This window comes from Pseudoalteromonas sp. Z9A4, from assembly GCF_011378845.1.
Taxonomy (GTDB): Bacteria; Pseudomonadota; Gammaproteobacteria; order Enterobacterales; family Alteromonadaceae; genus Pseudoalteromonas; species Pseudoalteromonas arctica.
In genome coordinates, this window is record NZ_WTLA01000003.1 from 78,493 (window position 1) to 102,494 (window position 24,002).

Genomic DNA, 24,002 nt, shown 5'->3' on the forward strand with positions numbered 1-24,002 from the left:
TGCTCATTCATGAGCAAGCCCACACAGGTCTAAAGGAAGTAGTAAATTAATGCATGTATTAATGGTTGCAGCAGAAAATGACGCGTTACCAGGCGCAAAAGTAGGCGGTGTGGCAGATGTAGTACGCGATGCCCCAAGGGCGCTCGCAAAGCAAGGTATAACGGTTGACGTTGTTATTCCTGACTACGGGTTTGAGCCGCTTGAGCGTATTTATATAGGTGAAGTAACCGTTGCATTTAATGCTCAACCGCATGTATTAACAGTTTTTGAAGTACAACAAGCCCAAAATAATGTAAGCCAAATTGTTATTAGCCACCCGCTATTTAGTGAATCAGGTAGTGTATATTGTAATGATGCACCGGGGAGGCCTTTTGCAACCGATGCCACAAAATTTGCTCTATTTAATGCAGCTGTCTGCGAAGCATTATTACAAGGTGTATTAAAGCGCCCTACAGCGCTACATTTACATGATTGGCACAGCGCCTGCGTTGCAGTTTTACTTAAGTTTGAGCCACGTTATAGCTCACTTAATACCTTACCGATTGCCTACACAGTGCATAATATTGCACTGCAAGGTATAAGACCTTTTAAACACGACGACTCAAGCTTAGAGGCATGGTTTCCGTCACTTAGTTATAATGGCCAGCAACTATGCGACCCGCGTTACCCTCATTGCTTTAATCCTATGCGCAGTGCAATAAATCTTTGCGATAAAATACATGTTGTATCACCAACCTACAGCCAAGAGGTACTTGAACCTAGCAATTACGAGCATGGTTTTTTTGGTGGTGAAGGGCTTGAGCAAGATCTTCAAAACGCAGCAAGGCAAGGTAAGCTTGTTGGTATTTTAAATGGCTGTGAATACCCAAGTAACACTTTAGAAGAGGCTACAATCGCTGATTTTTATAGCCAAGCAGAAAACACATTGTTTGGTTGGATGGCAAATAGCGAGCAGTTACAAAGCGGCTATTATATTGCTCATCAACGACTACAACAATTTAAAGCTGTGGCTAATGATGGGCCACTAGTCACAAGCGTTGGCCGGCTTACAGAGCAAAAGGTTTTGTTATTGTGCCAGCAGGTAAATGGAACTTTAGCGATTGATAAAGTGTGCCAAGTAATTAATGAATATAACGGCAGGCTTATTGTTTTAGGCTCGGGTGACAAAGAACTCGAGAGCATATTTACAAAAGCAATGGCACGTAATTCCAATCTTTTATTTTTGAAAGGTTATGGTCAAGGTGTTGGCGATTTAATGTATCAATTAGGTGACTTATTTTTAATGCCAAGCTCATTTGAACCTTGCGGTATTAGCCAAATGCTAGCAATGCGTGCGGGGCAACCGTGTTTAGTTCACAGTGTTGGCGGACTAAAAGATACAGTTAAACACCACGAAAATGGTTTTAGCTTTAATGCTGCATCTTTAAATGAACAAGTGCATGCGTTATTAACATGTCTGCGTGAAACGCTGATACTGCAAAAGGAAAACCCTAAAAAATGGCGAAAAATTAAAACTAATGCTAAGAAAGCACGTTTTTCGTGGACCCAAGTTGCAACTGATTATATATCGAACTTATATAGTTAAATGGTAACTATTTCATCGCAGTAAAGTGACATCAGAGTCTATTTAAGTTATTAGTTACATAGTCTGATGTAAATTTAAAGAAGTAGGTAATGTGCCTGTATTTGTTGCAAGACAAGCAATATTTAATCGTCGTCAAAACGTAGTCGCCTACGAGTTGCTATTTAGAGATAGTCCGAAAAATTACTTTCCTGGAATTGCCGAAGGTAAGGCAACAGCTCGCCTTATCATGGAGAACCAACTTAATCTTGGTACTCGCCATATTACTTCAGGAAAAAAAGCGCTTATAAATGTAGGTCCTGAGTCTTTGGAACTCGATTTGTGTGCTTTTTTACCTTGCCAAGATGTCGTTATTGAATTGCTAGAGACGATTGAGCCAAATGACTGTAATTATAAGTTATGCCGAGATTTATTCCATCGTAATTATAAGTTAGCACTTGATGATTTTGTCTATAAGCCGCAATGGGATCGTTTTTTAAAGCTAATTAAACTGGTCAAATTTGATATTACAATCACACCGCTTAATGAAATAGCACCTATAATAAAAAAGCTACAGAAACATAGCAAAATTAAGTTGTTAGCTGAAAAACTCGAAACACAGGAAGACTTTGAATTAGCTCATAAAATGGGATTTGATTATTTTCAAGGTTATTTTTTTGCTAAGCCAACTATGATCAAACAAAATGATATTGATTATAATTATGCTCTAGTCGTTGCTGTATACGCAGAAATAATGAAACAAAGCCCAAGCATCGAAACGATTGCAAGCCTGTTTAAACAAGATGCTGCATTAGCTTATAAGTTACTAAGATTAATAAACAGCGACGTATTTCCTATACAAAGCCAAATATCCTCATTAAAGCAGGCACTTGTGTATTTAGGGCATGAACGTCTTAAAAAGTTTGTGAGTCTGATAGTTACCGCTCATACCGCAGGTAAAAAGCCTTCAGAACTTATGCAAATGTGCGTTGTAAGAGCCCGTTTTTGTGAGTTGGTAGCTAAAAAAGTAGCAAAGCAACAAGTAGGTGAAGCATTTTTAACAGGGTTATTTTCACTGCTTGATGCAATACTTGATCAACCAATGAGTTTACTTGTTGAAAAATTACCTTTCCCTAATGACATAAAAGCAGCACTTTTAGAAGAAAAAAACACCCTCTATTATATCGTTAATATTGTAAAAAATTACGAAACAGGAAGCTGGTGGGCGCTCGAGCAAGCAGTTCTTTTACTAAATATTGATAGTAAAGAATTACCAGCTATATATCAGCAAGCAGTTGATTGGGCAGATAACTACAAAAATAATATTAAAGGATATTAATCCCTGTTTATGCGCAATTATAATATGGACTTTATTCGCGGTGTTGCCGTGCTTGGCCTAGTTTACATGAATGCTTACGCCTTCGGCCTTTTTGAATACGGGTATACCTCTTTAACTAATCCTCCTGTTAGCGACTCATTTATTCACAACTTTAGTAGCTTGTTTGTAGACGGGCGTTTTAGAACATTGTTTAGCTTGCTTTTTGGTGCTGGGCTTTACATTCAGTGGCAACGTTACAAATCTGAGATGCAGTTAAAAAGTAGGCTTTATTGGCTAATACTCTTTGGCTTAGCGCATGGGTTTCTACTTTGGGCAGGTGATATTTTATTTGTTTACGGTGTATCTGGCTGGTTTGTTATTAAATATTTAGAGAGTGATAGCACTGTTCTTTTAAAAAGAGGACTTGGGTTTATTCTGTTATCGGGTGTAGCTACCGTGCTCGTTATATTTAGCGTACCCGATGAAGTAATTTACCGCGATTCAGCACAGTTTATAGATTTATATAACCCACACTATATTGATTACTTTATTAGTAACCTCGCCATGAACACATTGATGCTTGTTATGGTGCCAATAATGACAATGTGGATGTGCGTGGGTCTTATGCTCATTGGCATTTATTTATATAAACAAGATGTTTTTAGTAAAGGCTTAACGACTCAGCAATTAATAGTTTGCGGTACAGTGACCCTTGTTTTTTGTGGTGTTAGGCTTTATGCATCACAGCTTAGTGGCAGCTTAGGATATGGGGTGCAAGAATTTGTAAATATGTTTGCGGCCCTAGGTATGGCTACGCTGTATATTCATTTAATTGTTAAATTTTGCAATAACAGCGCACACGTTGGCACGCTTATTCAACAAGCGGGGCGCTTAGCATTTACTTTATATATTGGCCAAACACTCATACAACTATTGTTATATAAAGTGCTATTTACACACTGGGTGCTCAGTTTTAATCGTATTGATTACTGGTTAGTAGCAACGGGTTTAGTTGCACTGCAGCTCATATTTACCTTTATATACAGCCGCTATTTTAACCAAGGCCCGCTTGAATTTGTATGGCGTAAATTAACGAAAGCAAAAATTACTGCTTAAACGTCTATAAATAGTAAATTAGGGGCGAAAAAATAGTGTGGGTGGTTTACACTACTCGCCTTAAAAATTACTACGCTATAAGTGCCATGACCGAATTAAAACGTTTAAATAAATTTATTAGTGAAACAGGATTTTGTTCACGCCGCGAAGCCGATAAATATATTGAGCAAGGTCGTGTCAGCGTTAATGGCTACTCACCAGAAATGGGCGTAAAAGTAGCCGCTACCGATGTTGTATTAATTGATGGTAAGCCTCTTAAAGCGACGCCAAAGCGCGTTTACATTGCCTACAATAAACCTGTTGGTATAACGTGTACTACCGAAAGTAAAATTCAAAGTAACATTATACGAGCGGTAAATTATCCTACGCGTATATTCCCAATAGGGCGCTTAGATAGACCGTCTGAAGGGCTTATATTTTTAACTAACGAAGGCGATATCGTTAATAAAATTTTGCGTGCGGGTAATAATCACGAAAAAGAATACGTAGTTACGGTAGATAAACCGCTTAATCGTCAGTTTGTTACAAAAATGGCGAATGGCGTGCCTATTTTAGATACCGTCACTAAAGAATGTAAAGTAACGCAAAGTGGCCCAAAAGAATTTAAAATAGTACTTACTCAAGGTTTAAACCGTCAAATACGCCGTATGTGTGAGTATTTAGGCTACGAAGTTGTAACGCTAAAACGTACGCGCATAATGAACGTAACACTTAAAGGTTTAAAAGTAGGGCAGTGGCGTCATTTGTCAGATATTGAAATGGCGCAAATAAACGATTCAATTTCTGATTCTGGTAAAACCCAAGAGCACTCGCTTGATACTAATAAACAATCAGAAAATAATACACCTTTAGCGCCTAAAAAACGCGATTTTCAGGGCGAAAACCCACGCCGATTTAACAACGGCGATCTAAATGCTGAGCGCAGTACTGAACGCAATGAAAATCGTAACTCTCAACGTACTAATACTAGCGACGAACGTAAAAATGAGCGTAGTAACACGCCATATCAAAAGCGTTCTACTACATATGTGGGTAAGCCAAAAAGCATTAAAGAAAACAAATCGTCTAATGCTAAATCAGACGCAAAACCAAGTTCGGACCGTATTCTCAGTCTAAAAAAATAATGTGCAGCTAAGTGGTATTCTACTACCACTGTATTTCTTGTACTATATTGCCCAGTGGGCTTTTAACGCCCACTAAGTTTACGTTGTTATTTTGCAAACTCACCAGCTTACTCTTATCTAAATACCACCTAAAACTGTGTTTTCTGTAGCTTTTTAAGTCAAGCACAGTCAGCTTTGAGCAACTGTATTCATAATCAGTTGGGCAAGTACCTACTTCGAGTAACTGATATTCTTGCTGCCATATATTATCGCTGTATTTATTGGCCAGTAACTTTACTGAAATACATACCGACGTCCACAACCATAAGTAAATTAAAATAGGTAAACCGATTGGTAGAAATACCGAGCGAAACTTTCCGTGTACATCAATATAATCTTTAACTGTATGTTTAAATTCAAAGTTATTATTATATTTTTTATATAAGTGCCTAAAAAAAATTACCGACAACACTATCGTCATTATAGGAAATAGCGTAAATGTTAAAGTGTCGTATATACCGTTGGAAATAAAAGCGGGATCGGTTTGTTCATCCCATGTAAGCAAAAACAGTGGGGGAGCCGTTGTTAAAAATAACAGGGCGCTATTGAATAGTTGTTTAAAGGTCACAGGTTATCCGCTTATAAAATATTGCTGTGTATAAAGATCAAATTAGCGCTTAATGTTTAGCTTTAAAATGTTAAAGCCAATATAAAATAAGAGTATACCTAAATAAATTGCAATGGCCGATAATGCGTTTTTAGAGCGCAGGTGTTTAGCTATGTCGCGTGTACAATCAACCATGCCTGAAATCATAAACAGTAAACCACCTGTAAATCGGTAGTTGTTTAAGTTCACGTTACCATTATTGTCAGTTATAAAGCGTAAATAAACAAAAAGTATAAAAAGACTGCCCGCTATTAGTACTGCAATTTTAAAGTTTTCCAAGGCTTTTCCATAATATTGAGTTAGATACTAAAACGCCACTAAGTCTAGCCAACATAATTTTACTATATTTCGAATTCAAATTTTGCCTAAATCCATTAAATGGCCTCTTTATGTCGCTATATTGGGCGTATATACAGTAAAGCCTGATTTATATTGTGCATTAGCAAGTACACCTTAGTTATATTTTGGGTAAGCTGTTAAGATGCGCCGTCTTAATAATGTAGAAAGGTTATAGAAGTAACATGTCAAAATTTTTCTTTATGGGTAAGCCCGACATAATGGGTAAAAATAACAGTAATGGATTTGCGCCAAATCGTACCGCAAAGGTCGGCACAGAGTTACACCCGTTAACGCTAATTGTAAACTCAGCTGAACGACAATCAGAAATAGAAGCAATACTAGAAGAGCATTCGCTGTTTGCTTCAATTGAAGTTAAAGCTGAAGTACCAGAAGATATTCGCGAACTAGACTTTGCGCTTAGCAAGTCAACACCACAAGTATTTGATAAAGTACCAGAGCGTAACGCACCTTGTGTATGTGGTAGCGGCAAAAAATATAAAAAGTGTTGCGGTTAGTTTTTTAACAACTAAATATGTAGCCTTTCTTTTTTCATCGGTATTAAATAAAAATGCCACTGACCTTGAGCCAGTGGCATTTTTTAATGTTAACCAATTATATGTTTAATTATTTACGCGGTTCGTAATCAATTCTAAATATAACCGTGTAAAGTACTGGCACTACAATGAGGGTTAGTATGGTAGCAAAGCCCAAACCAAACATTATTGTTACCGCCATTGACTGAAAAAACACGTCAAATAACAGCGGGATCATACCCAAAATAGTGGTTATAGCTGCCATTGCAACCGGTCGTACACGGCTCACACCAGAGTCAAACACGGCTTCATAGGGCGATTTACCTTCCCTTAATTCAAGATTTATTTGATCAACTAATACAATACCGTTTTTAATTAGCATACCGCTTAAGCTTAACAAACCAAGTAGCCCCATAAAGCTAAACGGAGCATTCATCGCTAACAAGCCCGCGCTTACACCAATAATAGCCAACGGCACAGTTGCCCAAATGACAAGTGGCTGTTTAAGTGAGTTAAAAAGTAATACCGTGACTGCAAACATCGCTAAATAACCCAGCGGTAATGAGCCAAATATTGCTTTTTGCGCCTTGCTTGATGACTCAAACTCGCCGCCCCATTCTAGTTGGTAACCACGCGGTAGTTCCATGTTCTCTATCGGACCGCGAATACGGGCAAATAGTTTTGCAGGTGTTTCATCCCCTAATACATTATTATCGGCCATTACTGTAATAGTACGTTTGCGATCGCGGCGCATTATTAGGCTGTCTTCCCACTGCACATCAAATTCGTCTACAACTTGAGTCACTGGTACAAATACACCCAATACTGGGCTGTATATTTGAAGGTCGTGTACGCTTTCTACGTTTAAGCGCTCGTTAGCAGGAGAGCGAGCAATAATGGGCAGCAATTGCGTACCATCGCGATATACACCCACTTGTTTACCTGAAAGGCTTGTTAGTAATACATTATCTAGGTCTGATTTACTAATACCTAATCGACGTGCTTTTTGCTCGTTAAATTGTGGGCGAATCATTTTGGTACGTGCGCGCCAGTCATCACGAATATTATACGCGCCATCGTCGCTACCAATCAATTCTTCGGCTGTAGCGGCGAGTTGTCTTAAAACAACAGGGTCTGGGCCCGAAAAACGTGCTTCTATTTTTGCATCAGTAGAGGGGCCAATTTCCATCGGTTTAATTTTAAGCTGTGCAGAAAGCGCATGATTGTCTGAATAATCGCGCACTGTTTGCATTACAGTTGCTACGGCTTCTCTGTCGGCAACACGAATAATCAATTGCCCATACGCCGGGTATGATTTTTCTGGTGCGTAGGTAAGCATAAAGCGCGGTGCACCTTGCCCTGTTGTGCTTGTTACTTCTTCAACAAGGTCTTCTTTTTGTAAAAATTCTTCAAGTTTTTTAACGCCCTCAATAGTTGAGCGAATATCAGATCCTTGTTCTTGCCAGTAATCGACATAAAACATAGGTGTATTAGATGCAGGGAAGAACGACTGTTTTACAGAGCCAAAACCAACAACCGCAGTACACAGTAAAGCAATCATTAATATCAGTGTGGTTTTTCTAAAGTGCAGTGCTAAATCTAAAATCGCTTTATAACCATTAAAAATAAACCCTTTGTATGGGTCTTCATCTTCTTGGCCTTCTTCGTTTTTAAATTCGTTTTCTTTGAACATTAAATTAGCAAAAAATGGCGTTAAGGTAATCGCTGTGATCCAGCTTAATAAAAGCGAAATAAACAACACCCAAAACAAGCTACCGGCAAATTCACCGCTGGCATCAGAGCTTAAGCCAATTGGCGCAAACGCAGTAACCGCAATGACTGTTGCCCCTAGTAATGGCCATTTTGTTTGCTCAACAATATTAATAGCCGCTTTGAGTTTTGTTTGGCCACGTTTGAGGTTTATTAGTATCCCTTCAGTGACGACTATTGCGTTATCAACCAGCATACCAAGAGCAATAATAAGTGCCCCAAGCGATATGCGTTGCAAGTCGATAGCAAACAACTTCATAAATATAAACGTACCCAGTACGGTAAGCAGTAAAATACCACCAATTAAAATACCGCTTTTTAATCCCATAAATAAGAGCAGTACTACAATAACAATCGCGATGGCTTCAAGTAAGCTGATAATAAAACCATCAACCGATTTTTGAACCTCTTGTGGTTGGTTGTATACCGAATTTATGTGAATACCATGAGGGCGTTGATACTCAAGTGAGGCTAAGTGATCGTCAATGTGTTTACCCACATCAACCACGTTAACACCCGACATAAACGACACGCCAATAAGCAAAGCTTGCTGAGAATTATAACGAATAATATTGTTAGGTACTTCTGCGTACTCTCTGTAAACCTTTGCTACGTCGCCTAAATAAATAAGCTCATTGGCACCCGGTTTTGAAATTAATAGTGTTTCGAGCTCTTTTACATCTTTAAATTCGCCGGTAGGGTGCAATCGAATTGATTCATCGCCCACGCGAATTTTACCCGCGTTAGAAACCGTATTTTGTGATTGTAATAATGCAAAAATATGGCTTGGTGCAATACCTAATTGAGCAAGTTTACGGGTAGATACTTCAACCATTACTTGAGCTTGTTGTTGCCCTGCAACCGTTACTTTACTAACACCTTTAACAAGGACTAGTTCGCGCTTTAAAAAATCGACGTAATCTTTAAGCTCATCATACGAATAACCATCACCGGTTACCGAATACATAACACCGTAAACATCGGCAAAGTCGTCCAAAATAGTGCTAGGGTAAACACCACTGGGTAATGACGGAGAAAGGTCGTTAATTTTACGACGCATCTCATCCCAAATTTGGCGAAGCTGCTCTTTTCGATAATTGCTTTTCATCTCTACCGAAATCTGCGACTTACCGTTAGACGAAATAGACGTAACGTAGTCAACATAAGGCAATTGCTGAATCGCGTTTTCAATTGGAAAAGTAACTTCTTCTTCAACTTGCTGCGGCGAAGCACCAGGGTACATGGTAATAACCATGGCTTTTTTAAGGGTAAACTCAGGGTCTTCTAGTTGTCCTAAATCAAAGTACGATACACTACCGCCAATTAATAACAGCAGCGTAAACATCCAGCTGATTACTTTTTTCTCTATGGAGAGTTGTGCAAAGCTCATAATTATAAGCCTCGCTCTTTATTCCATGCTCTTACTTTCATGCCTTCTTTTAGTGAATGCACACCGGCAGAAACCACAATTTGACCTTCTTCAATGCCACTTAACACTTCAATTCCATCACGATGCAATTGGCCAATTTTTACAGCTTGTTTATGAACCTGGCCAGTATTTGAATCAAAAAGCCATACGTAAGCGTTATTTTTAATTGTTTCTTGCGGCTCAGAAAATACCGATTCAATAGGTAAAATAGTATATGAAACTTGTGAGCGCGTTACTTTACTTAAATCGATAAGCACGCTACCCGTCATACCGGCTAGTAAATTAAAGTCCTCTGGTACAGGTAGCGTAAACACAACTTTATAGGTAAGCGTTGCAGGATCAGCTTGGGTATCCCACTCTTTAATATCAAGTGTGTACTGTTTATCGTCAAAGCCATCAAACTTTACAGTTGGGTGGTAATCGGTGCCTTTTTTAAAGCGAGCGACTATTTTTTCAGGAACCTGGATTTCTACGTCCATTAAATCGCGTGTTTCTAAGCGTAAAATATTTTGCTTGGCTTGAATGTTTTCAAAGTTTTTAACAAATACCTTAGCAACAGTGCCTGAAAATGGTGCGCGTAGCTCGCTGTACTCAAGGTTCGTTTGTGCAATTCTAAATGCAGATTCAGCAATTTGCATATTAGCAGTGGCTTGATCTAATTCTGATTGGCTGGTGATTTTTTTCTCAAATAATTGCTCAATACGGCCAAGTTGTGATTTTGCCAATTCAAAGCGCGCTTTGCGCTCGTCAAACTGTAACTGAAAATCTTCAGGGTCTAGTTTTGCTAATAAATCACCTTTTTCAACGTGTTCACCAGCAAGCACAGGAAACTTAATAAGTTCGCCATTTACTCTAAAAGCAAGGTAAGAGCCTTGGTTTGCAACCACCTCAGCAGGAAAACTACGAATGTTAGTTTGAGAATCATGACCTATGTTGAATAATTTAACTGGGCGAATGGGCTCTTCTTTAACTTGTTGTTCTGGTTCAGAACAGGCAAGTAAGCTTAGTAGTGTCGTAGTTAATAAACATAGACGAAAGAGTTTCATGTCTTCTCCGTTGCAATGATGGCAAAATAATTAAGTGCAGCATACGCTGCAAACATATAAAATAAAAATCATTAAATTTTAGAAACTCAATAAGTTTTACTTATAATGTTACAGAGTGCTATATGAAGCTGAATCAATTAATAATTTTAGATGCCATAGTGCAAAGCGCGAGCTTAAGCGGGGCAGCACTAAAGCTACATAAAACGCAACCAGCGCTTACACTCGCGATTAAAAATCTAGAAGAAAAAATAGGGTTTGAGTTACTAGACAGAAGTAAGTACCGATTACAGCTTACTGAAAAAGGGCGTATTTTTCACCGCGAAGCGAAGCAACTTTTGCATGCCAACGATGAGCTGGCACAACTCGCTAAAGAATTAGCATTGGGCAATGAGCCCCAATTTAGAATTTGTTACGAACAACTTTGCCATATGCAAAGTTACAACGAGATCATAAGTAATACTTTTAGGTTGTTTACAAGCACAGAATTTAGCTTAACAAGCGGAAAACGCTTTATCTCATTAGAGCAAGTAAACAGTGGGCAAGCCGAATTAGGCATTGGCCCGTGGTTTGATTTATTTCATGCGACAGGTGATTTAGAAAGCGTACCCATAGGCAGGCTCGATATTGGCATTGTGAGCGCTAAAGGCGTACTCCCTCAAAAACTCACCTATAGCGAACTGCAAACGTATCCGTGTTTAGCCATGTTTGAAAGTGACTTGAGTATCGACAGCGACAGATTATCGTACTCAAAAGGCTCCGCCATGATGAAAATTGATGATGTATCGACCTTAAAATCGTTTTTACTCTCAGGCGCAGGTTGGGCAATGATGAGCCTAGAACACTGTGCTCCTGAAATAAAAGCAGGCTTACTTCAAGAAATACACATAACTGACCGAGAGCATAAGTTTAGTGCACAAATTAGAGCCTTTAGACAACATGCAGTGCATCACGGCCCTGTAGCGCGCACTATTTGGGAGCAATTTAAAGTACTTAGTGAGGCGTATTTAAATGAACGCAGATATTGATAAAGAAACTCTTATTTATACTGTTATCGCAGGCATACCAGTGGGTAAAGTAGCAAGCTACGGGCAAGTTGCAGGCCTTGCTGGCTATCCTCAAAACTCACGATTGGTTGGGCGCTTATTAAAAGTGATGCCAAACGACTCAGTTATACCTTGGCATCGCGTGGTAAACAGCCAAGGTAAAATATCATTCCCAGCGGGCAGCGAAAAATACCAAGAACAACGCGAAAAGTTATTATCAGAAGGCGTATTGTTTAATAACGACAAAGTGAATATGCGGCAGTGCCGGTGGGAGTAAAGCTTTCGTGAACTACTAACGGCTTTCATCTATATCGATGCAGATAACAAAGAGTAAATTTTTATTGTTATTTTTACCTAATTTGATACTTTGTAAAAAGGAAAAAACAGCTAAGGAACAGCGTGATAACACATTCAAATTACGATTTAATTAAGCGTTTTCATTTTATAGAACTTATTGTATTTTGGGAAAATCGCTTAACTACAAAGCACATACAACAACATTTTAATATAAGCCGTTCAAGTGCATCTAAATATATACAAAATTACCTAAAACAGCATCCTGATTTTTTGATTTACAACAACTCAAAAAAAGGATATCAAGCGACAAAATACTTTATACCAGAGTATGGTGAACACGATCTTGGTACTTATTTAAGTTTTACCCAGCAAGGTATTCAAAGTGAATACTATAATCACTTTACTGCAATGCAATCCCCCCTAGTGCCAGTAAACCCTCAAAGGGTGAGTGGTATATTACACGCACTAAAACATAAGCAACGAATTGATGTAGGTTATGCTTCTGTATCAAGTCCTGAGTTCGAATCACGTATTATTAGTCCGCATAATTTAGTTTTTGATGGTACCCGTTGGCATGTACGTGCGTATTGTGAAAAAAATCGAGATTTTAGAGACTTTGTTCTTACTCGTTTTAATGGCGAGTGTGAAATAGAAGGACCCGCAGAGTACGACCAACAACACGACACATTATGGCAAACCCAACTTACCGTTAGCATAGAGCCCGACCCTCGATTAACCGCTAATAAAGCAAGAATAATAGCACTCGATCACCAAATGAATCAGCAATCAAATGGCCATTACACACGCAATATAAAAATACGCGCCGCTTTATTACTTTATCTATTAAAACAACTACGTGTAGACAGTTACCAAGCAAACCCCGAAGCGCAACAAATTATACTCAGCCCCAATTGCTTAGCTAACTTACAGCCTTACATGCCATAGTATTTAACGAGCAACGTAAATAATAATAAACTAAAAATATGCCTAAAATTACGACAGGTGATAAACGTACAGTGTTGCTCAAAAGCTAAGCAGCCAGTAATTTAAAGGGAATGACAATAAAGGATGAAAGTAATGGACGATTTTAGCCCAAGCGACTTAAAGACAATTTTACACTCAAAACGCGCCAATATGTATTACCTAGAATACTGCCGTGTTATGCAAAAAGATGGGCGTGTTTTGTACCTTACCGAAGCTAAAAACGAAAACCAATACTTTAACGTACCTATTGCTAATACCACCGTACTATTACTAGGAAATGGAACATCAATAACGCAAGCAGCAATGAGAATGCTAGCCCAAGCAGGCGTGCTTGTTGGTTTTACCGGTGGCGGAGGCACTCCTTTACATATGGCGTGCGAGGTCGAGTGGTTTACACCACAAAGCGAATATAGACCAACCGAATATTTGCATGGCTGGCTACAGTTTTGGTTTGAAGACGAAAAACGACTATTAGCCGCGAAAACAATGCAACAAGCCCGCATTAGTTACTTACAAAAAGTTTGGAACAAAGACCGCGACTTAAAAAACGAAGGGTTTGACTTCAATAGTGAAAAAATGCAAAAAGCATTAAGTACGTTTGAAGCACGCACTAGTGCAGCAACTAAACAATCAGAGTTACTCCTTACTGAAGCGCAATTAACCAAAGTACTTTATAAATACGCCGCTAATAATACCAGCACCGCAGCATTTAAACGCCAGCACCAAAGCACCGACAAAGCAAACGACTTTTTAAATCATGGTAACTACCTTGCCTACGGATTAGCGGCAAGCTGTTTATGGGTGTTAGGCATTCCTCATGGTTTTGCTGTAATGCATGGAAAAACCAGACGCGGCGCCTTAGTGTTTGATGTAGCAGATTTAATAAAAGATGCCATTGTTCTACCTTGGGCATTTATATGCGCCAAAGAAAACGCCACAGAGCAAGAGTTTCGCCAACAAGCATTACAAGCCTTTACAGATCACAAAGCACTCGACTACATGTTTGATACGATTAAAGCAATTGCACTGCAAAATTACTCACAAAACCACATAGAGGAACACAATTTATGATGGTCACGTTTGTATCACAGTGCGAAAAAAACGCGCTCAAAAAAACACGCCGTGTACTCGACGCTTTCGCCAATCGTATTGGTGATAACACCTGGCAAACCTTAATCACTGAAGACGGTTTATTAACCGTTAAAAAAATGCTCAAGCAAACCGCAAGCAAAAGTACAGCAGTCAGTTGTCATTGGATACGAAGCCGATCGCGTAGTCAGTTTATTTGGGTGGTGGGTAATAAACATAAATTTAATGAACAGGGCATAGTGCCTGTAAATAGTACGAGAAAAAACTTGTTAAACAGTGAAATAGAAAATGATTGGAAATATCTACCGTTAATTAAATCACTCTCAGCGCTATCAGCGTTACTCCATGACTGGGGAAAAGCGTCTCGTTTATTTCAAGAGAAGTTAAGTCCTAATAGTAAAAATAAATTCAAAGGTGATCCGTTAAGGCATGAATGGATTTCTGTTTTATTACTTAATGCTTTAGTGAATAGTAAAAGTGATGAAACATGGTTAACCGAATTAGCGCAAAACGGTTTTACTGAATCACAGTTAAAAACAACGATTAAAACACAAAATTCAACACCATTAGATAAGCTTCCCAGTGGTGCTAAATTGTTGGCTTGGTTAATAGTCTCTCATCATCGTTTACCTTACATAAAAAGTGATTGGCGTGATGAAAAAGCACCTGATATATCCGCTATGCTCAAACGTATAACGCAAGAATGGGGCTATGAAAACAAGATAGATGAAACAGAATACAACAAACGGGTAAAGCATTGTTTTGAATTTCCCAATGGTTTGTTATCTGAATCAATACAGTGGACTCAAAAAATAAAACGTTGGGCTACTAGCCTACTCAATAATTTACCTTTGCTTGAATCAGCGATGAAAGACGGAAGTTACCGTTTGGTATTGCACCATGCGCGTTTGTGTTTAATGCTAGGTGATCACTTTTATTCATCACAAGATGCTGCAAAAAACTGGAAAAATAGCACAGGGCTATTCGCTAATACCGATCGAGATACCAGCGAACTAAAGCAAAAGCTTGATGAGCACTTGGTAGGCGTGGCAAAAAATGCCTTAGACACCGCACATTTATTACCAGCATTTGAAAAAGAGCCCCCCGTGGCAACTGACATTCAAGCATTAAGGCGGGTAAGTTCAGACCCTAAATATAAATGGCAAGATAAAGCCGTAACCAAAATTAATGACTGGAAAACACAGCAAAACAAAAAAGTAACAGGTTTTTTCGCGGTGAACATGGCAAGTACTGGTTGTGGTAAAACCTTTGCCAACGCTAAGGTTATGCGTGCGTTATCGGCTGACGGCAAAAGTCTGCGTTATATTCTTGCGCTGGGGTTACGTACATTAACGTTGCAAACAGGTGATGAATATCGTGACCGAATAGGCTTAACCAATGCAGATCTTGCGGTATTAATAGGCTCAAGGGCGGTTGCTGAACTGCACAACCAACGAGAAATTAAACAAGATGAAATAACAGATGAGGTGTTAGGCTCTGAATCACAAGAGGCCTTGTTAGAGGAGTTTATTGATTATGACTGCGAAATACCTGAAGAAGGGCTAAGTACTGTACTAACGTGCACTAGAGATAAACAGTTTTTATACGCGCCAGTACTCGCGTGCACCATTGATCACTTAATGGCGGCAACAGAAACAAAGCGTGGCGGACGTTATATTTTACCGAGTTTGCGGTTAATGTCGTCAGATTTAGTGATTGATGAAATAGACGACTTTACCGGTGATGATTTAATCGCCATTGGCAGACTTATTCATTTAGCAGGCATGCTAGGTAGAAAAGTCATGATTTCATCGGCAACTATTCCACCCGATTTAGCATTAGGTTACTTCAATGCCTACAAAAAAGGTTGGCAAATTTTTACTCAAAGTCGAGACCAAGCAAAAGCTGAAATAGGCTGCGCATGGATAGATGAATTTACCACACACGTGCATAGCGTTAACGTTACACAAAGCAAAGTAGTACAAAGCAACGTAACACTAGCTAATAGCGCGCTTGAAAAATATCAGGCTAATCACAATAACTTTATCGATAAACGTATTAACAGTCTAAATAAGCAAGTAGCCAAACGTAAAGCTGACATTCTGCCTTGCCCACTAATATCGATAGAAGCAACAACACCTGAAAATGGATGTGAAGAAAGTAAACAATCTCATTATTTTTCAGTAGTAAAACAAGCTACTTTAACCAAGCATCAACAACAACATAGCATTGATAGCAAAACAGCAATCAAGGTTTCATTTGGCGTTATTCGCGTCGCTAATATTTCGCCCTGTGTTGATTTAGCCAAATATTTACTACAAGCCGACTACCCACAAGATACCCAAGTAAAAGTAATGGCATATCACAGCCAACAAGTTTTGCTACTGCGTCATGAACAAGAAAAACACCTTGATGAGGTGTTAAAACGAAAAGAAAAAGCAGGAGAGCCTCAACAAGCATTTTCCAACCCTGTGATCCGCAACCATCTCGACTTATGTGCAAAAAAATCATGCGCTAAAAATAATAGCCGTATTAACAATGTACTGTTTATTTTAGTGGCGACGCCTGTTGAAGAAGTAGGGCGAGATCATGATTTTGACTGGGCAATTATCGAACCCTCATCTTATCGCTCCATTGTACAACTGGCTGGGCGTGTACGACGACATAGATCTGAAGAAGTAGCATCAGCCAATATTGGTGTAATGCAATATAACCTCAAGGCATTTAAAGCTAATGATAAGCAAGATGGTAAGTATTTCATTAAACCGGGTTATGAAGATGGTTGGGCTCAAACACTACACAGCCACAATCTTAATAAATTAGTCAATGAAGCACGTATTAACGAAAGTTTAAATGCTATTCCGAGGATAAAAGTACCCACCCAAGCAGATAAACAGTTATTAGCATTTATGGAACATCAAGTAACCGCGCAACAACTCACAAACTTTTCTGCATTTGGCGCAAATACCTTACAAGGTTATTTAACCGAAACATGGTACTTAACAGCTTTACCACAAGTATTAACCCCTTTTAGAAAAAGTGAAGCGAGCATTAATTTATTCCTCTTTTATAACGAGAATGAAGATACCTGTTATTTCACTGAAAAAGATGATGCAGGTAAGCCTTTGTTAGATATGAACTATCAGGCCATTAATCGAGAAAATATACACAATATTAAGCAGGTAGAATTAACAGATAAACAGAAACAAAACTTATGGTTTGAGCGCAACTACCAACAGTTATTAGCAAATTACATCGGTGAATCGAGCTTAACTACGCGAAAATGGGTGTCATTGCGCTACGGAGAAATAAATATGGCAGAGCGTGAAAATGCACAGTATGAATATAACGACCAGTTTGGGTTAGTTAAAGTGAACAAAAAAGGAGGTTAATAATGTTAATAACAGAAGTTGATAATTTTTTTGAAAAATTAAAAGAAAATTGGAAAAGAAAAAAAATTAAACCTGCAATGTCTTTGGAGATAAAAGAGGGTTTAATAAAGGAGTGTGATAAACATTATTCTCTTAACCATTGGTTATCTTATGCATCAAATAGAGCTGTTAAAAGGGCACTTTCAAGTCACCCTAGTAAATTTACCCATCCAGATGTTGGAGCTTCCGATACCAATATCAAAAAGAGAACTTATGTATCACCTGTTATTCATCTAGGAAGCTTTGAAAATGATGGATTTCTAAAAACAGGAAATGTTATAGGCATTAATTTAGATTCGACAGGTAATGGCGCTGAAGTGGGTAGTATTGGTGAAATAGGATCTTTTCTGTCTTTAGCTTTAGCTGATGGTAAGCGATTTTTTGAGCACTTGCGTGAGGATAGTGAACAAGCTAGGAGCATATTAAATTATTGCGCCGAGCCATACGATGATTTGAAAGCAGGTTTATTATCAATGATTAAGGATGTTGAACCTCAAACTAGTTCTAAAATAAAACAAGTGTATTTCCCCGTTGACGATGATTATCACCAACTATCACTGCTAACTAATTCGGGCATGGTTTATCAATTGCGTTCTCGATTAGATAAATTACGTTTTTCAGAAGAAGTTAAAGCACTTCGAGATAAAAAGCGTAAAAACGAATTTAGCGAGCAAGGTTATAGTGAAATATATGGCTTAACCACCATAGGTTATGGCGGTACAAAACCACAAAATATCAGCGTGTTAAATAATCAAAATGGCGGTAAAGCGCATCTTTTATCGTCATTACCGCCGAGTATTGAAAAGCGAAATGTTAACTTTCCTAAAAGTGATTTTTTTACCGAGTCATTTAAAAAATATGAATATGCTGCCAATTTCAAAGCACTGCATAAATTATTTCAGGCTGACTACAACAACATCAAACTTCGCGATGCAAGAGATCGTAACCTTCAACAAATCATAGATTTACTGATTGAGAAAATGTGGTCAGTACGTGCGGTTTCACAAACGCAATACCACGCAGACACTTTTTCACTATCAAGTACTCAACGTACTTGGTTACATGATGACTTTGCTGATGAAAGAGAAAAATCAGAGCAATGGCTAAATTCACTCATCACTGAAATATCTGCATGGTTAACGCGTAGTTATGAAAAGGTATTAGACAAAAAAGCAATCAAATTAGGTGAAGCCGAACGTTTACACTTTGCCGAAGTGATTGAACGTAATAAGGAGTTTTTAAAATGAACCAGTTAAAACGATTATTACTATTACCCCATATAAAAGTACATAACGCTAATGCACTTTCTAGTCCGTTTACTATTGGCTTTCCTGCGATGACGGCATGGCTTGGCGCGGTACACGCACTGCAACGAAAGTTAAATGCGCAAGGTTATAGTGATATTAAATTTAATAGCGTTGCTGTGGTTAACCATCAATGTGACTTACAAACCCATAAAGGTATTGATGATTTTGTGCATTCAATTATTGGTACAGGTAACCCGTTAGATAAAACAGGGGCAAGAAGTGCTTTTATCGAAGAAGCACGTTGTCATTTAACTGTGTCATTAGTGATTGAGTACATCGGTATTGAAAAAGATGATGAAGCCGTCATACAAGAAAAAATTACGCATTTGCTGAACAGCAACATGAAAATGGCTGGCGGTGATATTTTAACGTTTAAAGCGCCGCAGTTTTTCAAGGTTGAAAATGGTAATACTACAGATCTTAGCGCGTTAACACGAAAACTTATGCCCGGTTATGCATTAATTGAGCGTCGAGACTTAATGATTGACGCAATGAGATCAGGGCAAGACGCAATGGATGCGCTGTTAGATAATCTCGTTATTCATCATAAATGTGATGAATCGTTACCTGAAAGTGATGAAATTTTTAAATGGACGAGCAAGCGAAAAAATAAAGGTTGGATTGTACCCATAGCAACAGGTTTTCACGGTTTAACAGAATTAGGTGAAGCCAAAAATCAACGAGATCCAAACACACCGCATCGCTTTGCTGAAAGTGTGGTGACGCTAGGTGAATTTAAAATGCCTCATAAAATTAAATCAATCGACGAAATCTTGTGGCGCTATCAAACAGATCAAAGCAATAACTTATATCTTTGTACTCAAAATCAAAAAATTGTTCAAACCGAAGAAGAAATTGAAAACGCTTATTACGCATAACTTAATTTATTAAAAGGAAAATTATCATGGCTAAGAATCAAGACACCGCATCAGTATTGGCATTTGAAAAGAAATTAGTACCGTCAGACGGTTATATGTATGGCACACAATGGGAAGAACGTAATAACAAAAGCAACCAAGTTTCGTTAAAACTTATTGAAAAGTCAGTGCGCGGTACTATTTCAAACCGCTTAAAAGCAGCAATTAAAAGTGATCCTGTAAAGTTAAATGCGGAAGTAGAAAAAGCGAATTTACAAACCGTTGACAGCTGTGCACTTGCACCCGAGCAAGACACGTTAAAGCTGCATTTCACCCTAAAAGTATTGGGTGGCGTGCAAACCCCTTCTGCTTGTAACAATGCACTATTTAAAGAAAGTTACACTAAAGCGGTAAATACCTACATTGAAAAAGAAAGCTTTAAAGAACTCGGTAAACGTTATGCACTTAACTTAGCTAATGCGCGCTTTTTATGGCGTAACCGTGTTGGCGCTGAAAATATAGAAGTACAAGTAAACGCCTTAAATAAAAACAGCAAACAGTCATGGGTATTTGATGCAACACAATTTAGTACGCGCCACTTTAATCATGATGACAAGCAAGTTATTGAACTAGGCGAACGTATCGCAGCTGCACTATCAAGCGAAGACGATTTTCTAATGTTGGAAGTCAATTGCTTTGTACAAGTAGGTAAAGCACAAGAAGTCTACCCAAGTGAGGAGTTAGTGCTTGATAAAGGAAAAGGTAAAAAAAGCAAAATTCTTTATTCAGTGCACGACATTGCCGCTATGCATTCTCAAAAGTTAGGTAATGCGCTACGTAGTATTGATACGTGGTATCCAGAGTTTGACGATGAAGAAAAAACAGCAGGCCCTATCGCTATAGAACCTTATGGCGCAGTGACCAATTTAGGAAAAGCGTACAGAACCCCTAAAGATAAACAAGACTTCTACACCTTTTTTGATAAATGGGCACGCGGCACAGAGTTAGAACGAGTGGAAGATGAGCACTATGTTATGGCTATTTTAGTGCGTGGCGGTGTGTTTGGGGAAAGCGACAAATAGCCTTTATTTCATATAGGAACAAAGAAAATGAAATATTATCTCGATATAACCTTATTGCCAGAAGCCGACATCACCCTTGGCTTCATTTGGCAAAAGGTTTACCAACAAGTGCATATCGCCTTGGTTGATAACAAGGTAGCAAATAATGAGTCGGCTATTGCCGTTAGTTTCCCTCGTTATAATGCTGAAAAAAGTGCTGAGCAAGTATTTCCGTTAGGTAATCAATTAAGATTACTGGCAGATGCAGAGTCGCAACTAACTGAATTAAACATAGCTAAGTGGCTTAATCGCTTTGAAGATTACGTGCATATAAAATCAATAAAACCCGTACCAGAAAAGGTGACGCATGTGAGTTTTGTTAGGGTGCAAGTCAAAGGTGAAGCACGTATAGAAAAAGATATGCTCAGCAAAGCGCAGCGTTGGTCTGAAAAATCTGGACAACCGCTTGATATTTGTTTAGCCGAGCTTGAAAAAAGTAAACCTAAAGCGAATAACAACGCACCTTTTATTTGGTTAGAAAGCCAAGAAACGAAACAACGTGATTTAGCTAGCAGTAGAAAATTTCCACTGTTTATCAAAAAGGTAGACGTTGCTGAGCAACAATTTGGAAAGTTTAATTGTTATGGTTTGAGTGTAAATCATAACCATAAAGAAAAACTGGCAAGTATCCCCCAGTTTTAACCTTTATTTTTGTTCTTTAAAAATAAAAAACTAAAACAACAAGTTACAACAAACGATAAAAATAAGGTAAAAATTCATATTTTACCTTAATCACCTGTTGTAACTTGTTTTTTGCGTGATATTCTATTGTTCACTGCCGCACAGGCAGCTTAGAAAACGAGGCTCAACTCCTGTTATTTTTGAGTAAAGTTCACTGCCGCACAGGCAGCTTAGAAAAAGTGTGCCCGGCGTACCGCCATAAACAACAAGTTCACTGCCGCACAGGCAGCTTAGAAAAACGAGGCTGGCTCAACAACTTCAATAGCTGAGTTCACTGCCGCACAGGCAGCTTAGAAAGACCCGTTAATATTTAACGCGCTGGATAAGGAGTTCACTGCCGCACAGGCAGCTTAGAAAGCTCTTCGCTTTGGCTTCCTGCAAATAAATATGTTCACTGCCGCACAGGCGCAGCTTAGAAAATACTGCAGAAGCGCATCTTGAAGCTCATCACGTTCACTGCCGCACAGGCAGCTTAGAAAAACGACTCGTCTTACTCACCGTTTTGGCGCTTGTTCACTGCCGCACAGGCAGCTTAGAAAACTTAAAAACAACTCAAGAGTTCCCGTTAAGTGTTCACTGCCGCACAGGCAGCTTAGAAATAGCCAGCGTGAACAATCAAATACTCGATGTAGTTCACTGCCGCACAGGCAGCTTAGAAATACAAACTACACGATTAGCGATATTGTAAATAGTTCACTGCCGCACAGGCAGCTTAGAAAAAACACCAAGAGCTGGCCCATTATCCTGCTTTGTTCACTGCCGCACAGGCAGCTTAGAAAATCAAGGCCAAGCTGAATAAAGATCTCGCTATGTTCACTGCCGCACAGGCAGCTTAGAAAAAGTAAATATCCTCAGCAGTGACATTACTAAATGTTCACTGCCGCACAGGCAGCTTAGAAACGTCATACTCGCAATAGTAGCTAGCATCAAAGGTTCACTGCCGCACAGGCAGCTTAGAAAAAAGAAGGCAGTTTAAAGGCGATCAATACAAAGTTCACTGCCGCACAGGCAGCTTAGAAATTACAAGGTAAGCTGCATCGGCCGGATCGGCTGTTCACTGCCGCACAGGCAGCTTAGAAAAATAAAACCAACTGTCTGAAATCTGTACAGAAGTTCACTGCCGCACAGGCAGCTTAGAAATAATGCAAAACACTGCGCTAGGGCTTAGGCAGGTTCACTGCCGCACAGGCAGCTTAGAAAAGAGGGCGGTGCAACATACACGCTTGATTACCGTTCACTGCCGCACAGGCAGCTTAGAAATACTGATGGAAAAGCCGCTTTCGTTGATAGTAGTTCACTGCCGCACAGGCAGCTTAGAAACTACAGGGGTGATGTATGAGTGGAAAGATAAAAGTTCACTGCCGCACAGGCAGCTTAGAAAAACCCCCTGAATGATTCTGGATTTACTTGCCCGTTCACTGCCGCACAGGCAGCTTAGAAAAAAACGGTGCTTTAATTTCCTTGTGAGCATTCGTTCACTGCCGCACAGGCAGCTTAGAAAATCAGAACGGACTTCCACCCATCTAACTCCTGGTTCACTGCCGCACAGGCAGCTTAGAAAACAGGCAAGGAAGGGACGCTGCAAATAATTGGGTTCACTGCCGCACAGGCAGCTTAGAAATTTAGTGTTAACAAATGAAATATTCAAGCTAAGTTCACTGCCGCACAGGCAGCTTAGAAATGTGGTAAAGCTTTTCGTATTCGTCTGACACTGTTCACTGCCGCACAGGCAGCTTAGAAAAGCAAAAAGCAGAGTGGGCAAATGTTGGTACAGTTCACTGCCGCACAGGCAGCTTAGAAATTAACAAACCAGAAGAGGGCTATTTCATACCCGTTCACTGCCGCACAGGCAGCTTAGAAAGTGGAAAACTGACTGGTCAGAAATGGCTAAAAGTTCACTGCCGCACAGGCAGCTTAGAAATATTGCCTTCCGAATCCACCCCAGAGTGCTGGGTTCACTGCCGCACAGGCAGCTTAGAAATCGATAACATTTTCGTTATACGGACCACTCTGGTTCACTGCCGCACAGGCAGCTTAGAAAGATTAACATTGAAAACTCTTGTGGTGATTTACGTTCACTGCCGCACAGGCAGCTTAGAAATTTATGCGAACCTTTTTACCTAACTCATCAAAGTTCACTGCCGCACAGGCAGCTTAGAAAGTCTGAATTCCGATACCAACCAAGGCCGCAGCGTTCACTGCCGCACAGGCAGCTTAGAAATGTATTGCAAAATGAGATTCACTGCCAAAATTGTTCACTGCCGCACAGGCAGCTTAGAAACATATACTATAACAATATCGTATACGTAA

At 39.2% G+C, this 24,002-nt stretch carries 18 protein-coding genes and 1 CRISPR repeat array (1 of these 19 running past the window's edge); of the genes, 14 read left to right on the forward strand and 4 right to left on the reverse strand.

Annotated elements, in window-relative coordinates; all coding sequences use genetic code 11:
- The first annotated feature begins 49 nt into the window (after positions 1 to 49).
- The 4 genes from GQR54_RS03750 (at position 50) to rluF (ending at position 5,119) form a co-directional block, all read left to right on the forward strand.
- Entirely contained in the window at positions 50 to 1,585 is a 1,536-nt protein-coding gene (locus tag GQR54_RS03750; RefSeq protein WP_166376576.1) for a glycogen/starch synthase, read from the forward strand.
- Positions 1,586 to 1,676: 91 nt separating this feature from the next.
- Entirely contained in the window at positions 1,677 to 2,900 is a 1,224-nt protein-coding gene (locus GQR54_RS03755) for an HDOD domain-containing protein (RefSeq protein ID WP_166376577.1), read from the forward strand.
- A 24-nt stretch (positions 2,901 to 2,924) separates the two neighbouring features.
- Complete coding sequence (locus tag GQR54_RS03760) at positions 2,925 to 3,995, forward strand: DUF418 domain-containing protein (protein WP_166376686.1); 1,071 nt, start codon at positions 2,925 to 2,927, stop codon at positions 3,993 to 3,995.
- 86 nt (positions 3,996 to 4,081) lie between these two features.
- On the forward strand, positions 4,082 to 5,119 hold the full coding sequence (gene rluF, locus GQR54_RS03765) for a 23S rRNA pseudouridine(2604) synthase RluF (RefSeq protein WP_166376578.1): 1,038 nt from the start codon (positions 4,082 to 4,084) through the stop codon (positions 5,117 to 5,119).
- A gap of 22 nt (positions 5,120 to 5,141) precedes the next feature.
- Here rluF and GQR54_RS03770 read toward each other — a convergent pair whose 3' ends face one another.
- Both GQR54_RS03770 and GQR54_RS03775 read right to left on the reverse strand, forming a co-directional pair.
- Entirely contained in the window at positions 5,142 to 5,726 is a 585-nt protein-coding gene (locus tag GQR54_RS03770; protein WP_166376579.1) for a hypothetical protein, read from the reverse strand.
- Between the two features lie 42 nt (positions 5,727 to 5,768).
- Positions 5,769 to 6,044, reverse strand: a complete 276-nt coding sequence (locus tag GQR54_RS03775) for a MetJ regulator of methionine regulon (RefSeq protein WP_166376580.1) — start codon at positions 6,042 to 6,044, stop codon at positions 5,769 to 5,771.
- Between the two features lie 242 nt (positions 6,045 to 6,286).
- Here GQR54_RS03775 and GQR54_RS03780 point away from each other — a divergent pair, with 242 nt between their 5' ends.
- Positions 6,287 to 6,619 (forward strand): PBPRA1643 family SWIM/SEC-C metal-binding motif protein, encoded by a 333-nt coding sequence (locus GQR54_RS03780; protein ID WP_024592175.1) that lies wholly within the window; start codon positions 6,287 to 6,289, stop codon positions 6,617 to 6,619.
- Positions 6,620 to 6,728: 109 nt separating this feature from the next.
- On the opposite strand, the gene GQR54_RS03785 is transcribed toward GQR54_RS03780, so the two are convergent.
- Together GQR54_RS03785 and GQR54_RS03790 are read right to left on the reverse strand one after the other, a co-directional pair.
- On the reverse strand, positions 6,729 to 9,797 hold the full coding sequence (locus GQR54_RS03785; RefSeq protein ID WP_166376581.1) for an efflux RND transporter permease subunit: 3,069 nt from the start codon (positions 9,795 to 9,797) through the stop codon (positions 6,729 to 6,731).
- A 2-nt stretch (positions 9,798 to 9,799) separates the two neighbouring features.
- The gene (locus GQR54_RS03790) at positions 9,800 to 10,882 is read right to left on the reverse strand and encodes an efflux RND transporter periplasmic adaptor subunit (RefSeq protein ID WP_166376582.1); all 1,083 of its coding nucleotides are present in this window, start codon (positions 10,880 to 10,882) and stop codon (positions 9,800 to 9,802) included.
- A 122-nt stretch (positions 10,883 to 11,004) separates the two neighbouring features.
- Here GQR54_RS03790 and GQR54_RS03795 point away from each other — a divergent pair, with 122 nt between their 5' ends.
- The 9 genes from GQR54_RS03795 to cas6f all read left to right on the forward strand — a co-directional run bounded on the left by GQR54_RS03795 (position 11,005) and on the right by cas6f (position 21,653).
- Entirely contained in the window at positions 11,005 to 11,907 is a 903-nt protein-coding gene (locus tag GQR54_RS03795; protein WP_166376583.1) for a LysR family transcriptional regulator, read from the forward strand.
- Entirely contained in the window at positions 11,891 to 12,202 is a 312-nt protein-coding gene (locus tag GQR54_RS03800) for an MGMT family protein (RefSeq protein WP_166376584.1), read from the forward strand. Before GQR54_RS03795 ends, GQR54_RS03800 begins: the two co-directional genes overlap by 17 nt.
- 122 nt (positions 12,203 to 12,324) lie before the next feature.
- Positions 12,325 to 13,167 carry a WYL domain-containing protein gene (locus tag GQR54_RS19750; protein ID WP_166376585.1) on the forward strand — a complete coding sequence of 281 codons (843 nt, stop codon included), beginning with the start codon at positions 12,325 to 12,327 and terminating at the stop codon, positions 13,165 to 13,167.
- Between the two features lie 132 nt (positions 13,168 to 13,299).
- Positions 13,300 to 14,277, forward strand: a complete 978-nt coding sequence (gene cas1f / locus GQR54_RS03810; RefSeq protein ID WP_166376586.1) for a type I-F CRISPR-associated endonuclease Cas1f — start codon at positions 13,300 to 13,302, stop codon at positions 14,275 to 14,277.
- A complete protein-coding gene (gene cas3f / locus GQR54_RS03815; protein ID WP_166376587.1) occupies positions 14,274 to 17,687 on the forward strand; it encodes a type I-F CRISPR-associated helicase Cas3f in 3,414 nt (1,137 codons plus the stop codon). Before cas1f ends, cas3f begins: the two co-directional genes overlap by 4 nt.
- Before the next feature lie 2 nt (positions 17,688 to 17,689).
- Complete coding sequence (locus GQR54_RS03820) at positions 17,690 to 18,973, forward strand: type I-F CRISPR-associated protein Csy1 (protein WP_166376588.1); 1,284 nt, start codon at positions 17,690 to 17,692, stop codon at positions 18,971 to 18,973.
- Positions 18,970 to 19,911, forward strand: a complete 942-nt coding sequence (gene csy2, locus GQR54_RS03825) for a type I-F CRISPR-associated protein Csy2 (protein ID WP_166376589.1) — start codon at positions 18,970 to 18,972, stop codon at positions 19,909 to 19,911. Before GQR54_RS03820 ends, csy2 begins: the two co-directional genes overlap by 4 nt.
- Positions 19,912 to 19,937: 26 nt before the next feature.
- Entirely contained in the window at positions 19,938 to 20,972 is a 1,035-nt protein-coding gene (gene csy3 / locus GQR54_RS03830) for a type I-F CRISPR-associated protein Csy3 (RefSeq protein ID WP_166376590.1), read from the forward strand.
- Positions 20,973 to 20,999: 27 nt separating this feature from the next.
- Positions 21,000 to 21,653, forward strand: coding sequence for a type I-F CRISPR-associated endoribonuclease Cas6/Csy4 (cas6f, locus tag GQR54_RS03835; protein ID WP_166376591.1), 654 nt, complete (start codon positions 21,000 to 21,002; stop codon positions 21,651 to 21,653).
- Positions 21,654 to 21,781: 128 nt separating this feature from the next.
- A CRISPR array of direct repeats spans positions 21,782 to 24,002; the repeat unit is 28 nt; unit sequence GTTCACTGCCGCACAGGCAGCTTAGAAA; it runs 2,305 nt beyond the window's last position.

Coding starts and splice junctions, on each gene's coding strand:
- GQR54_RS03780 (WP_024592175.1), top strand. CDS start 6,287: ATGTCAAAATTTTTCTTTATGGGTAAGCCCGACATAATGGGTAAAAAT.
- GQR54_RS03800 (WP_166376584.1), top strand. CDS start 11,891: ATGAACGCAGATATTGATAAAGAAACTCTTATTTATACTGTTATCGCA.
- cas6f (WP_166376591.1), top strand. CDS start 21,000: ATGAAATATTATCTCGATATAACCTTATTGCCAGAAGCCGACATCACC.
- csy2 (WP_166376589.1), top strand. CDS start 18,970: ATGAACCAGTTAAAACGATTATTACTATTACCCCATATAAAAGTACAT.
- GQR54_RS03790 (WP_166376582.1), bottom strand. CDS start 10,882: ATGAAACTCTTTCGTCTATGTTTATTAACTACGACACTACTAAGCTTA.
- GQR54_RS03750 (WP_166376576.1), top strand. CDS start 50: ATGCATGTATTAATGGTTGCAGCAGAAAATGACGCGTTACCAGGCGCA.
- cas1f (WP_166376586.1), top strand. CDS start 13,300: ATGGACGATTTTAGCCCAAGCGACTTAAAGACAATTTTACACTCAAAA.
- GQR54_RS03760 (WP_166376686.1), top strand. CDS start 2,925: ATGGACTTTATTCGCGGTGTTGCCGTGCTTGGCCTAGTTTACATGAAT.
- GQR54_RS03820 (WP_166376588.1), top strand. CDS start 17,690: ATGTTAATAACAGAAGTTGATAATTTTTTTGAAAAATTAAAAGAAAAT.
- GQR54_RS03785 (WP_166376581.1), bottom strand. CDS start 9,797: ATGAGCTTTGCACAACTCTCCATAGAGAAAAAAGTAATCAGCTGGATG.
- csy3 (WP_166376590.1), top strand. CDS start 19,938: ATGGCTAAGAATCAAGACACCGCATCAGTATTGGCATTTGAAAAGAAA.
- rluF (WP_166376578.1), top strand. CDS start 4,082: ATGACCGAATTAAAACGTTTAAATAAATTTATTAGTGAAACAGGATTT.
- GQR54_RS03795 (WP_166376583.1), top strand. CDS start 11,005: ATGAAGCTGAATCAATTAATAATTTTAGATGCCATAGTGCAAAGCGCG.
- cas3f (WP_166376587.1), top strand. CDS start 14,274: ATGATGGTCACGTTTGTATCACAGTGCGAAAAAAACGCGCTCAAAAAA.